13 protein-coding genes are annotated in these 12,727 nt (G+C 70.2%); 3 read left to right on the top strand and 10 right to left on the bottom strand.

The genetic code is table 11. The features are described 5' to 3' along the window. The 4 genes from D7X55_RS24815 to D7X55_RS24800 form a co-directional block, all read right to left on the bottom strand. Positions 1-564 (bottom strand): glycosyltransferase family 39 protein (locus tag D7X55_RS24815; protein ID WP_199747129.1); only part of this gene is annotated, 564 nt, incomplete at its 3' end. 232 nt (positions 565-796) lie between these two features. Beyond that, positions 797-1,786, bottom strand: a complete 990-nt coding sequence (locus tag D7X55_RS24810; protein ID WP_121724379.1) for a GNAT family N-acetyltransferase — start codon at positions 1,784-1,786, stop codon at positions 797-799. Between the two features lie 72 nt (positions 1,787-1,858). Continuing rightward, positions 1,859-2,905, bottom strand: a complete 1,047-nt coding sequence (locus D7X55_RS24805; RefSeq protein WP_121724378.1) for an acyltransferase — start codon at positions 2,903-2,905, stop codon at positions 1,859-1,861. Between the two features lie 165 nt (positions 2,906-3,070). Beyond that, complete coding sequence (locus tag D7X55_RS24800; RefSeq protein ID WP_233610042.1) at positions 3,071-3,997, bottom strand: GNAT family N-acetyltransferase; 927 nt, start codon at positions 3,995-3,997, stop codon at positions 3,071-3,073. Positions 3,998-4,293: 296 nt separating this feature from the next. Here D7X55_RS24800 and D7X55_RS24795 point away from each other — a divergent pair, with 296 nt between their 5' ends. Then, positions 4,294-5,742: a M20 family peptidase gene (locus D7X55_RS24795; protein ID WP_121724377.1), complete on the top strand. Its 1,449-nt coding sequence runs from the start codon at positions 4,294-4,296 to the stop codon at positions 5,740-5,742. Positions 5,743-5,755: 13 nt separating this feature from the next. Here D7X55_RS24795 and D7X55_RS24790 read toward each other — a convergent pair whose 3' ends face one another. The 6 genes from D7X55_RS24790 to D7X55_RS24765 all read right to left on the bottom strand — a co-directional run bounded on the left by D7X55_RS24790 (position 5,756) and on the right by D7X55_RS24765 (position 11,635). Next, positions 5,756-6,385, bottom strand: coding sequence for an HAD hydrolase-like protein (locus D7X55_RS24790; protein ID WP_121724376.1), 630 nt, complete (start codon positions 6,383-6,385; stop codon positions 5,756-5,758). Positions 6,386-6,393: 8 nt separating this feature from the next. Then, positions 6,394-6,966: a tRNA-uridine aminocarboxypropyltransferase gene (locus D7X55_RS24785; RefSeq protein ID WP_120549125.1), complete on the bottom strand. Its 573-nt coding sequence runs from the start codon at positions 6,964-6,966 to the stop codon at positions 6,394-6,396. Positions 6,967-7,021: 55 nt separating this feature from the next. Further along, on the bottom strand, positions 7,022-9,829 hold the full coding sequence (locus D7X55_RS24780) for a hypothetical protein (RefSeq protein ID WP_121724375.1): 2,808 nt from the start codon (positions 9,827-9,829) through the stop codon (positions 7,022-7,024). 145 nt (positions 9,830-9,974) lie between these two features. Beyond that, on the bottom strand, positions 9,975-10,787 hold the full coding sequence (locus D7X55_RS24775; protein WP_233610041.1) for a metallophosphoesterase: 813 nt from the start codon (positions 10,785-10,787) through the stop codon (positions 9,975-9,977). Positions 10,788-10,871: 84 nt separating this feature from the next. After that, on the bottom strand, positions 10,872-11,237 hold the full coding sequence (locus D7X55_RS24770; RefSeq protein ID WP_120549128.1) for a cupin domain-containing protein: 366 nt from the start codon (positions 11,235-11,237) through the stop codon (positions 10,872-10,874). A 197-nt stretch (positions 11,238-11,434) separates the two neighbouring features. After that, complete coding sequence (locus D7X55_RS24765; protein ID WP_014395088.1) at positions 11,435-11,635, bottom strand: cold-shock protein; 201 nt, start codon at positions 11,633-11,635, stop codon at positions 11,435-11,437. A 345-nt stretch (positions 11,636-11,980) separates the two neighbouring features. Between D7X55_RS24765 and D7X55_RS24760 the strand changes: the two genes are divergently transcribed. Together D7X55_RS24760 and D7X55_RS24755 are read left to right on the top strand one after the other, a co-directional pair. Further along, positions 11,981-12,514 carry a periplasmic heavy metal sensor gene (locus tag D7X55_RS24760; protein WP_120549129.1) on the top strand — a complete coding sequence of 178 codons (534 nt, stop codon included), beginning with the start codon at positions 11,981-11,983 and terminating at the stop codon, positions 12,512-12,514. A gap of 33 nt (positions 12,515-12,547) precedes the next feature. Further along, positions 12,548-12,727, top strand: a 180-nt coding sequence (locus D7X55_RS24755) for a hypothetical protein (protein WP_121724373.1), incomplete at its 3' end; no start/stop codon positions are given.

The raw sequence follows: 12,727 nt of genomic DNA, 5'->3' as shown, positions 1-12,727 counted from the left end.
CCCCCAGCGCCAGGAATCCTCCCGGGTCGCGTGGAAGAGCAGCGCCACCGCCAGGGCGTTGCAGCCCGCCAGGGTGCAGTCCGTCACGTCGCCGAAGAAGCGCCCCTGCACCAGCTGCCAGCCGAAGGGCAGCGCCAGGAACCCCATGGCCCCCAGCGTGGCCCACAGCCGGCCCGCGGGCCTGCGCGCGATGAGGTAGATGGCGGCCCCCGCCGCCAGGTGTCCCAGGAGCGAGGCCAGCCGCAGCGCGAGCGGCGTCACGCCCACGACGTGCATCATCAGCGCCCCGAACCAGAAGGGGCCCGTGGGCTTGTGCATCCAGACGTTCGCGGCCCACCAGTGCCGGATGTCACTGGGATAGAGCGGGTCCTTGTAGATGTGCGGCGTGAAGAACGTGTCGTGCGTGCCGCGCGCGGCGGCCTGATGCATCGCCTCGTCCCAGTTGTAGATGGCGGGATGGGCCAGGTGCGGCGCCAGCTGCGCGAGCCCCCACAGCAGCAGCGCCACGACAAGCAGGCCGTCGAGCTTCGTCCGGAAGGAGTCTTCTGAGGTGGGGGCGCTCATCGCGAGGGGCGCGAATTGACCATCCGCGCCCTGCGGCCGCAAGCCGCGCTGTCAGCGTCTCCGGAGGAAGGCCAGACACCCCAGCGTCACGCTTGCCATGAGCGACGCGTAGCCCACCAGGGGCCATGCCGTGTCGCCGTCGAGCAGGACGATCCCCGGTTTCGGGCCCCATCCGCCTGCCCCCGGCGCCCCCGCGAGGTGGCGCCGGGACCGGAAGGGATAGCGCGTCCGCTCAGCCCCGGGGCGCGCGATACGCCGGGAAGAAGCCCGTGTCTTCGCGGCCCGCGGACAGGCGGGCGTACAGCGCGGGCTCGCAGATGAGTTCGTGGGTGTGGAGGCGGGAGCACAGGTTCGCGAAGCTCCGCTTGAACTGCTCCAACCCGTCCCCCGGCCGCACGCCTCCGCCCAGATGCAGCGGCAATCCCAGCTGCGCGCCGAGCGCCACCAGCGTCTCGTAGATGGTGTTCTTGGCTGGAGAGCGCGCCAGGTGCGCGTCCGCCGTCCCGCCCAGGTAGTAGTGCAGCACGCCGTCGCTGACGACCGCCACGCCCGAGGAGGCGATGCCGCCCTCCGGCGCAAGCGTCGTCACGAGCCAGGCCATCGGCGAGGCGAACAGGCTCTCGAAGTACGCGTCGGAGAAGAAGTACCGGGCGTGCGCGCCGTCGCGGACCATGGTCTGCCGGTAGACGTCCTTGAAGCCCTCACGCTCCTCCGGTGTCGTCTCTCGCACCGGAGCGCAGGTGCTCACGTAGCCCAGCCGGATGTTGCGCCGCATCTGCCGGCGCGCCTCCGGCGGGAACTGGAGCGCGCGCCGCGAGTCGATGAAGAACACCTCGTTGCGCTGGGTCCCGCCCGCGAAGCAGCGGGGCCCCACCACCCGGTCGCGAATGAAGAGGCTCACGAGCCCGGTGCCCGTCCAGTCCACGGCGTCCTTCGGCACCTCGCTCAAGCCATCCAGCCGCGCGCCGGGATACCCATACGGGGAGATGGCATCCCGGTACGGCGTCCCGTCGATGGGGCGCACGATGAGGGGGACCCGCAGCGAGCGTCCCACCGCGTCCTCGACCCACAACGTATGCGTCGCGCCCTCGGCGCGCAGGTGGTGCGGGGACCGGAAGTAGTCCTCCGACAACGCGGACATCCCCTCATCCGGCAGCAGCACGGCGCGGCAGGGCTTCAGGCCCGGAGACGTCAGTCGCAAGGCCTCGGTGTGGTTCACCATTGGGACGCATCCTTTCCATGAGCAACGCAGGCACGCCGCCCCCCCCTGCCCCAGCGCGGGGCGCGAAGGCCCTCAGGCGAGGTGTGGCGGGACCGCCGCCCGGGTTTCGGCCTTCCGCTTCCACTGCCGGAAGGCACGCAGCGCGGGCTGCTCGACGCCGTAGGTGATGAGGATGGCCAGCAGGAACCCGGTGACCAGGGCCACCGCGATGGCCGCCTCGGGGCGCCAGGCCGCGGCCTCCAGCCGCCGGATGAGGACGTAACCGATGTTCTGGTGCACCAGGTAGAACGGATAGGAGATGAACCCCATGAAGAGCAGCGGCCGCCAGGTGAGCCACCGCAGCCCGCCCCGGGACAACGCCCAGGCAATGCCCAGCACGACCGGAAACACGGGAGCTGGAGCCTCGCTGCCCACCAGCACCTCGTGCGCGAAGCTGACGGCCACGAGCGTCAGCGCGGCGGGCAGGGAGACCTCTGCGCGGCTGTGCTTGAAGGCCAGCACGCCCAGCGCGAAGTATTGCAGGTGCGGCCGGCTGGCGAGGCGCGAGAGGAACGTCATGCCCAGGGCCTGGGCCGCCAGCTCCGCCAGGGTCTGCAGCACGACGAGCACGATGAAGATGGGGATGACTCTGGGGAGCGCCCGCGCGTACGCGAGCACGAACATCAGCAGGTAGAAGGACAGCTCGATGGTGAGCGTCCAATACACCGTGTCCACGTGCGGGACGCGAAGCAGCTCGTGAAACATGGTCAGGTTGATCAGCGCCGTCTGGAGGCTGAACTCACGCTCCGGCAGCCCGAACAGCGTCACCACCGTGAAGGTGAGCGCCACGGCAGTCCAGTACGACGGATAGAGCCGGACCGCGCGGCTCCAGACGAAGTCCCGGGCCCGTGTGACGCGCTCCAGCGACATCAGGATGACGAAGCCGCTGATGGCGAAGAAGAGCTGGACCCCATACTTGCCGAAGCGCATCTCCCAGAGGGGAACGGAGTGCCCGTACAGGTCGCTGTATTCCGCCGTGAAGTGATACAGCGCGACCGCCACCGCGGCGCAGCCCCGGAGGGCATCCAATTCCACCAGCCTTGGCGGATGCGTCTCTGAAGCAGCAGGAACGTGTGTCATCCGGGCTCAGCCTTCCTGGTCCGCTCCGACTCGCACTTGGGGTAGAGCGAACGGTAGGGGTGTCCCGGCGTTCCCACCATGCCCCCTCCAGTCGCGGGCATGTGTCACGTCTTCCGCAGGCGCTGGCCCCCGCGTTGGAGCGCGGGCGCGTCACATGGATGTGTTTCAACTCCGGGGCGCGCGGTAGGCCGGGAAGAAGTCTCCCTGGGTGTGTCCCGTAGACAGACGGGCGTACACAGCGGGCTCGCAGATGAGCTCATGCGTGTGGAGGCGGGAGCTCGAGTTGGAAAGGCTCCGCTTGAACTGTTCCAGGCTGTCCCCCGGCCGCACCCCTCCGCCCAGGTGCAGCGGCACCCCCAGCTGCGTGCACAGCTCCGCCAGCGTCCCAAAGACATTCTTCGCCGGCGAGCGCGACAGGCGCGCATCCACCGTTCCGCCCAGGTAGTAGTGCAACATGCCGTCGCTGCTGACGCACAGCGCGCCAGACGCCACGTCCCCCTCCGGCGCATACGTCGTCACCAGCCAGGCCCACGGCGAGGTGAACAGCTCCTCGAAGTAGGCGTCGGAGAAGAAGTACCGGGGGCTTGCTCCTTCGCGGATCATGGTCTGCCGGTACGCCTCCTTGAAGCCCTCCCGCGCCTTGAGCGGCGCCGCGCGCGCCTCGCATGCGCGGCTCACGAAGCCCAGCCGGAGGTTGCGCCGGATGTGCCGGTAGTGCATCTCCCGGAACTCGACGGGCAGGCGCGGGTCGATGAAGAACACCTCGTTGCGCTCCGTGCCGCCCGCGAAGCACCGGGGGCCCACGACGCGATCCCTCACGAAGATGCTGACGAGCTCCGTCCCCGTCCAGTCCACGGCGTCCTTGGGCACCTCCCAGAGCCCATTCAACGCTCCGCCGGGAAACCCATACGGGGAGATGGCGTCGCGGTAGGGAGTGCCTTCAATGGGCCGCACGATGAGCGGCAGCCGCTGCGAGTTCCCCGCGCCGTCCTCGATGACCAGCGTATGCGTCACCTGCTCGGCGCGCAGGTGGTGTGCGGAGCGGAAGTAGTCCTCCGACAGCGCCAAGGCTCCCTGGTCGGGGACGAGCATGGCCCTCGTTCGCATCATCCGCATGTCCGCGCCCCCTGGTCCCGCCACGTCCACTGCCGCCCTGCTGCTGGCGGCACAAGATGAACCCAGACGCGCACGGTGCCCGCTCGCATGTGTCGTCATGGTTGTATTTCGGTTTGTTACTGGCTTTCCCGTTGCAGGGTAGCCTTCTGGCCCCCTGCGCTGGAGCCGCACCCAGGGACAACGCGGGTGTTGGAATCCGGGCGTCTCCACCGGGCTGCCGCGCCATGCCAGCTGCTACGCTCGGCGGACGCCACCCCGGGAACCCACCACCGATGAAGCGCGTCCTCCTCGTCCTGCTGACCTGCGTCCTGGTGCTCACGGGCGTCCTCGTCGTCCGCACGCTGCGCTTCAGCTCAAGACAGGTGGCGGCCGAACCCGCGGATCCCTTCCCGGTGGATGCCGCCGCGGCCGCGGACCGCCTGGCCCAGGCGCTGCGCCACCGCACCGTCGCGGGTTCCGGCGGCATGGCCGCGGACGACGCCGCCTTCCGGGCGATGCACGCGGGCTTCGTGAAGGCGTTTCCCCGCGTGCACGGACAGCTGACGCATGAGCCCGTGGGCGCGCACGCGCACCTGTACACGTGGCCGGGTTCGGAGCCGGGCCTCGCGCCCGTCCTGCTGATGGGCCACCTGGACGTGGTGCCCGCGGAGGCGGAGGCCACCTGGAGCCACCCGCCCTTCGGCGGGGTCGTGGCGGAGGGCTTCGTCCATGGGCGCGGCGCGCTGGACGACAAGGGCAGCGTGCTGGCCATCCTCGAAGCCGTGGAGGGGCTGCTCGCCGAGGGCTACCGGCCCCGCCGCACGGTGATGCTCGCCTTCGGCGCGGACGAGGAGGTGGGCGGGCACGACGGCGCCGCCCGCGTGGCCACGCTGCTGCGCGAGCGGGGCGTGCGGCTGGAGTCGGTGCTGGACGAGGGCGGCCCCATCGGCGTGGGGCTGGTGCCCGGGGTGGCCGCGCCGGTGGCGCTGGTGGGCGTGGCGGAGAAGGGCTCGGCGCGCGTGGAGCTGGTGGTGCGCAGCGCGGGCGGGCACGCGTCCATGCCGCCCCGGCAGACGGCCGCGAACACCCTCGCCCAGGCCCTGGTGCGGCTGGAGGAGCACCCCTTCCCCGCCGAGCTGCGCGGCGGGACGCGGGCCCTCTTCGAGTACGTGGGGCCGGAGATGGGCTTCGGCATGCGGCTGCTCTTCGCCAACACCTGGCTCTTCGCGCCCATCATCGAAAGACAGATGGCGGCGTCGCCGTCCACGAACGCCAGCATCCGGACCACCTTCGCGGCCACCATGCTGGAGGGCAGCCCCAAGCCCAACGTGATGCCTTCGCGGGCGCGCGCGGTGCTCAACGTCCGGCTGCTCCCGGGTGACAGCCTGGAGGACGTGCGCGTCCACGTGCGCGACGTGGTGGACGACGAACGCGTGGAGCTGGTGGCGGAGGGCGACGAGGCCTCACCGGTGTCGAGCCTGGACACGGAGGGCTGGCGGCAGCTGCAGCGCAGCATCCGGCAGGTGTACCCGGACGTGCTGGTGGCGCCCTTCCTCACCGTGGCGGCCACGGACGCGCGCTACTTCCATCCGCTGAGCGACAGCGTGTACCGCTTCGTGCCGGTGCGGCTGACGCGGGAGGACCTGACGCGGATGCACGGCCGGGACGAACGGCTCTCCGTGGAGGAGCACGCCGCCGCCATCCGGTTCTATGCGCAGTACCTGCGCAACACCACGCGCTGACTTGAGTCGCGCCTCAAGCCGCGACGGTGCGCAGCAGCTCGTCCACGTGGGTGAGGACGACGGTGGGCGAGCGTGAGCGCAGGAGCGCCTCCGTCGCGTAGCCCCACGTCACGGCGGCGGTGGCGATGCCCTCGGCCGCCGCGGCCTCGATGTCGCGCACCTCGTCGCCCACGGAGAGGGCTTCACCGGGACGCACGCCCGTGGCCTTCAGCACCTGCCGGAACTTCGGGCGCTTGCCGAAGAGGCCCGCGCCGCAGGCGTAGTGGCGGATGCGCGCGGCGGCCACCGGCCCCAGCACGCGCCGCACGTTCTCCTCCGAGTTGGAGCTGACCACGGCGAGGATGAGGCCCCGCGCCTCCAGCTGCTCCAGCATCGCCTCCACGCCCGGGAAGACCGGGATGCGGTGCGCGTCACGCGCGATGAGCTTGCGCATGTGGGAAGCGATGAAGGGCAGCTTCCACATGGGTACGCCGAGCCGCGCGATGATGGCCCGGCTGTCCTGCCCGCGCAGCGACTCCAGCTCCTCCGCGCTGACGGTGCGAAAGCCATAGCGCAGGGCCACGTCGTTGAAGACGCCGCGAAACCAGTCCGCGCTGTCCGCGAGCGTCCCGTCGAAGTCGAAGATGATCAGCCGGTATGCCATGGGTGCCTTCAGTTCAGCGTGCCGCAGTCCGCGATGCGTTGCACGCGCAGCGCCGCCAGCCGCGCCAACGGGGCCGCCGCCTCCGGCCCCTCCAGGAGCGCCACCGCGCGGGCGACGGCGTCCAGGGTGGACATGCCGGCGGGATGCGAGGGCTCGCGAAGCATGAGCAAACCGGGCTCCGGCGGAGGCAGCACCAGCCGGGGCAGGGCCCGCAGCTCCGGGAGCCGCTGGGTCATCCGCCGCGCCTGGGACCAGTTCGCGTCCAGCACCACCACCTGCCTGGGAGGGGGCGCGTCCACCGGCGCGGTGGGGCCGTCCGGGAAGAGCAGCCAGGTCCCCGGTTCGCAGAGGACCTCCAGGTCGAAGGTCCCCGCCATGGAGCCGTGGATGAGCAGCCGCGAGTTCGCGAGCGCGAGCGCGGCCACGCCCCCGGTGTTGCTGCGCTTGGACACCTCCATCACGTGCTGGAGGAAGACGAAGCGGGTCCGGGTCTCCACCCGGGGAACCTCCGTGCACAGGCACAGGTGTTTCGCCAGGTTGCAGCGCGAACAGCGGGGAGGACGGGCAGCACGGGGAGGCATCCTCCCGTCATCCTGTGCCGGTCCTCCCCTGAAGAGAAGCGCTTGTTGGACGCGCTCAGCCACCCTGCGTGCGGCACCACGCGATCCGCAGCGCGGCCAGCGCATGGGACGAGTCCACCGTCACGGTGTCGGTCCCGGAGGGCACGGCCGCCAGCTCCCCCAGCGGCGCTTCGAGCGCGGTGACGGCCTGCGTTTTGGGAGTACCGGCCGTCTTGAGGAAGGGCAGTTGGACCGTGAGCTGGGTCGCCTGGCTGCCCCGCTTCTCGGTGCGCACCACCAGGCTGGTCGGGATCGCGCCGCTGACCGTCGCATTGCCGGGGCTGGGGTATCCCCCCGCTGCCCCGGGAGCCTGCACCCGCGCCACGCGGATCATCACGTCCTCCGCTTCCACCGGCACACCGGAGTTCGTCGCCGAGACCCGCCCCAGCGTGCCCGTCTCCGGCAACCGGAGGCCCTGGCCCTCCTGGCCGTCGGGGATGAAGCGGGCCTCCAGCGGGGTGGTGACCGACAGGGCGTCCTTCAGGGGCGTGCCCAGAACCGGCGCGCCATGGACGGACACCGGAGGCGCCACGACGTACTCCTGTTCGTGCCAGCCATTGTCGCTGCCGGACGCGCCCCGGCCGCCCGCGGGGGTGTTGCGGAGCACGACGCCGAGCAGGACGCCCGTGTCGTCCAGCGTCCAGGCCGGGACGCCTTGATGGTAGATGCCTCCCACCGGCTGGCTGCCCTGCTGGAGGCAGGGAATCACGTAGTCATGGGTGGCGACGAAGGTCGGGCCGGGCCAGTTGGGCACGGGCAGGACGTCCTGCTGGTAGTGCGGCGTGCCGTAGCTGAGCGTCGTGGGCGCCGTCCCGTTCGGGTCCACCATGGGGAACGCCACCGCGACCGACCTTCCGGCGGGCGCCGCGCCCGTGAGCTTCATCCGCAGGAAGCGCTCGCCCACCACCAGCGAGTACTCCAGCGTGAACCGGTGGCCGCTGTTCTGCTCCGTCACCTCCGCCAGCAGGCGGTAGCGGTACGGCCCCTGCTCCAGCCACCGCGCCTCTCCTCCCTCGAACGTCGCGGAGGTGTCGTGGCTGAACGTGCCATACGCAGGCGGATTGGTGGAGCCATACGGCTCATTGCCGAACTGATAGATGTTGCCGGAGTCCGTGTAGAACCGAAGCTCATTGCCCACGCATTGGGAGGCGAAGAGGCTGGCGCCGTCCTTCCCATACGAGAACTGGCTGATGCCCCACCCGTCCGCCTTGGAGAGGGTGACGCGGATCCACTCGTTCTCGAGGATCGCCGTGTCCCCCACGGGAGGATTCGAGACAGCCACGCGTCCCGGAGGCGTCTGGGTGGAGAGGGAGACCGTCTCGTAGCCCGCGCTGGGGGGCGCCGCCATGAAGAGCAGGTTCCCGTTCGCGGTCCGCTGGATGGGCAGCAACCCGTCGCGGGTCCTCACGCTCTTCACTGCATCGAAGCGCGGGTCCGCCGCGGGAGGCGTGAGCTCCGCCAGCAGTCCGTGGACCCGCTTGAACCCGAGCGTGTTGCACACGACGACCGGCAGCTCCTGCGACTGCGGCTTCGGCGAGATGCCCCGCGCAAGCAACTCCATGCCCTGGTCCAGGGCGGCCCTCGCCACGGAGACACCCTGCCGGCTCAGCGGCAGCTGCTCGCCGTAATACACGTTGTCCGGAGACGTGCCCGTCACGAAGTCGTGATGGGAGCTGGGGGCCAGCACCTCCCAGCCATTCCAGATGCTGGCGTCGAACGCATCCAGCGAGGAGGTGGCATAGCCGCTGCTGGTGCGCAGCAGCGCGCTGACGACCTCCGCGGACATCAACGCGCGCACCGCGACGTACTGGTTGCGCTTCAGCGCCGGGCGGCTGGCGAAGTACCCCGTCCAGTAGTTCTGCGCGTTGAGCGGCGCGTTCACGGGGAGCGAGGCGCCGCTCTTCAAGACGGCATCCATGTATGTCTTGAACGTCCCCGTGGTTCCCTTGACGCCGTTGCTGTTGCCGTAGCTGCTGTTGTAGCCGTTCGTCACGTTCAACCAGCTCATCGGCTCTCCCGACGAGGACATGGCACCGGGCGTGGCGAAGTCGATGCCCGCGGGGATGAAGCGCAGGCCGTTGGGCCAGCCCGAGTTGTACTGTTTGACGAACTGGTTCACCGTCTGGGTATTGCTGGGGATGTCGTCCGCGTCCAGGTAGCCCACCGTGCCGTAGGTGTCGGGCATGAAGAGCGTGGTGATGCGGGAGCCGTCCCCCGCCTGCCAGTGGAAGACCAGGCCGTCGGTGTTCAGCTGCGACGCGATGGAGGGCCCGGGCGGGTCGATGGGCCTGGCCCCCGGCGACCCCTGCGGCGAGCCGGGCACGCGGGAGATTCCAGCCGTGGTGAGGCCCATGGCGTGGAGCACCACGGGCAGCTGCGGGTCGTGCCCGAAGTCATCCGGGAGCCACGCCGAGTCATACAGGCTGGCCCCAAGCCCGGCCTGCTTCGCCCAGGTGCGTCCCACCAGGTAGTTGCGGATGAAGAGCTCGCCCGCGCAGACGAGGTTGTCCGGCGACGTGATGCCGCCGCCCATGAGGCAGAAGTCCTCCCCCGCCGCCGCGAAGGCCGCGATGCCCGCCGGGTTGTCCCGCGCGTAGCGCTGGAGGAAGCCCACCTCCGTCACGGAGAAGGTGAAGCCAATCCGCCGGGAGAAGAGCGCGGCCGCGGCATTGAAGATGTTCTGGACCGTGTCGCGGCCAGAAGAGCCGCCCGTCGCCTGGTTGTTGGAGGCGTAGTACTGGTCGAACGTGTAGACCCAATCCCAGTCAATGTGCGTGGTCGGGCAGATGAGGATGCCCTGGGTGAACGGCGTCTTGGCGGTCATGGGGGCTCTCTTCCGATGCGAGGGGATGCCCCAATCCCTACGCAAGCCGGATGCCACGGTGCGCTCGCCCCTGGCGGGCCCAGCACTGGCCCTGGCGCCGCGTCACCTCAACAAGCGCCTGCGTCAGCACGGAACGCGCGGCTGCTCACTTCGCCCCGGCGCGCCTGAGGATCACCGCTCGCGCATCCACGTTGAGGACCTGGGTGCCGCTGGGGAGCGTGACGAAGGGCACGTCCCAATGACAGTGGCCGCAGACGACGAGCAGCCGGCTCCAGGGTTCCACCGCCTCGCGGATGATGGGGTTGCCGCGCAGCCCCGGAGCATCCGGGCCCTCGTGGAGGACCAGCACCTCGGGTTCCTGGAGCAGCACCGTCTCAATCCGCTCCAGCTGGGCGGACTGCTCGCGCCGGTTGAGCTTGTCCGGGCGCCCGATGATGTAGCTCACCCCGCCCACCGACAGTCCGTCCGGCGCGACGACGCCGCCGTCCAGCAGCTCGCGCCCGGGTTGGCGGAAGAAGCGCTCCAGCTCCAGGCCCCGCCCGAAGGTGTCGTGATTCCCGGCCACGCCGACGACCCAGCGGAAGTTCCGGGTGAAGGCGGTCCAGACGCTGCGCACGTCACCGGAGGCGCCGCGCTCATCCGCGGTGGCGTTGGAGAAGAGGTCTCCGGCCAGGATGATGCCGGTGCGGCTCGCGGGAGGCAGGTCGCCCGCCTCGCCCATCATCGCCAGCTCGTCGGCCAGGACCTCTCCCAAGAGCGCCGCCGCGCCGTCCTGCAGGGCATGTGGCGCCATGCCCTGGAGGTCCGAGAGCGCGATGACCGCGTCCAAGTCCTCCGGAAGGGCATCCACCCAACCGCAGAGCAAGGGCAGCCGCTCCGGGCGGCTTCCACCGCGCGGCGCCGCGTTCAGGTACCACCATTCATGAAGGGGCTTCTCTTCGACAGACAGGATTCGCATGCGCCCCGGACGCGGCGTGCCCGAGGGGCTGACAGGCTCAGCGCCAGGTGGCTTGCACACGGGCCACCTGGCGCGAGTGGCGCGTCAGGCCTTGGCGCCTTTCGGGGCCTCGTGCTCGTCGCGGCCGTGCGCGGAGGACACGGGGCTGGTCGCCTCCACGGCGGAGAAGGTCTCCAGGACCTTGTACGTGTGGCTGGCCCCGCGCGGCACGAGCCAGGAGTCACCCGGGTTCAGCAGGATGATCTGCCCCTCCAGGTGCAGCTCCGCGCGGCCCTTGAGCACGAAGCCCACGGTCTCGTAGTCGCGCGTGCTGGCGGGCTTGGCCTCGGCGGGCGGCTCGTCCTCCCAGAGGCGCATGGCCACGCGGACGCCGGATGCGAGGTACTTCTGGCCCATCTCCCCCTTGGGGGAATGGCGGCTCTCGACCTTCTTCACGCTGGTGTCGCCCATGTTCGCCTCTCCTTGGGGGGCGGCGTCCGGCGCCGCGCTCCTCCTGGGAGAAGGTAGGGAAGACCCCGGGCCGTGGCGGACCGCGTCGGGATGGCCGCTCGCCCGCCCTGCGTCCGGAAAGACGAAAGCCCAGCCTCCGTTGGGGAGACTGGGCTTCGAAGACTCACCTCAAGGGGTGAGTCGAAGGTTCAGCTGGCTCAGGCCGCGCGAACGTTCTGCGCCTGCAGGCCCTTGGGGCCCTTGGTGACTTCGAACTCCACCTTCTGGCCTTCAGCCAGGGTGCGGAAGCCATCCATGTTGATCGCAGTGTGGTGGCAGAAAACGTCTTCGCCATTGTCCTGCGCGATGAAGCCGAAACCCTTCGCGTCGTTGAACCACTTCACGGTACCAGTTGCCATTGTGAGTCTCTTCTCTTTCTCTGCTCTGTACAGGTGACAGGCTCGCGCCTTCCACCGGTGCCGGAACGAACACCGCCCCGGCACGCCGGGCACTCTACCCACTTCCAGCGGGAACTCCACTCCTGAGGGTGGAATCCCACCGACAGTCGTCCTCCACCCGACACAGCGGCTGGAGTCGAGGCCCGGCATTGGAACATCCCATGCCCCGCGGGGCATTCCGGAGGCCTTCACACTTCTTCACCGCCCCCGGAACCAGGCTTCACACCCGCCTTCTACCTTGAGCTCCGTCAGAAACGACGCGGGTCCACCCAAGCGGGTGCCCGCCTGCTTCCTGGAGCCAAGCCCATGTTCGGATTCATTTTCGGTACCGCCTGCCTCGCCGGTCTCTTCGCCACCCTGCGCCGGGGGCGCCACGGCCACTACGGCCACCACCGGGGAGGCCGCTTCGGCATGCGTCCCCGGCTGCGCTGGCTCTTCGAGCGGCTGGAGACGTCCCCCGGCCAGGAGAAGGTCATCGTGAAGGCCGTGGAGAACGTGCGCGAGGCCTTCGCCAAGGTGAAGGACCAGTGGGGCCCCAGCCGCACGTCGCTCGCGGGCTCGCTGCGCGGAGAGCACTTCGACGGCGCCATGCTCCGCGAGCTGTTCACCCGCCACGACGTGGCCCTGGAGACGCTGCGCAACGCGGTGCAGGACGCCCTGTCCCAGGTGCACGAGGCGCTGGAGCCCAACCAGCGCCGCGAGCTCGCGGACATCATCGAGCACGGCTGGGGCCAAGGCTGGCGCGGCGGGGGCCGCGGCTGGCACGGGCGTCACTGCGGCGGGTACGGCCGCTGGGGTGGCCGTCCCCACAACGATGACGGCCCCGCGTCCTTCGTCTGAACCCCCTGCCCTCTTCTCTCTGGAGATCTGCCCATGCGCCACCGTCTGCTCGTCGTCCTCCTCGCCGCGGGTGCCCTCGGAGGCTATGCCTCCGGCTTCGCGAGCCTCGCCCGCCACCACCGCTCCGCCTGCCACCGGGGAGACTGGGGCGGCCCCGCCTACCGCAACGGGATGCCTCCGTACTGGGACTGGCACGGGCAGAGGCCGCAGGGC

Origin of the sequence: Corallococcus sp. AB049A, assembly GCF_003668885.1 — a bacterium.
Taxonomy (GTDB): domain Bacteria; phylum Myxococcota; class Myxococcia; order Myxococcales; family Myxococcaceae; genus Corallococcus; species Corallococcus interemptor.
Note: the sequence above shows the minus strand (reverse complement) of the source record. Positions and strands in the feature narration are given on the sequence as shown.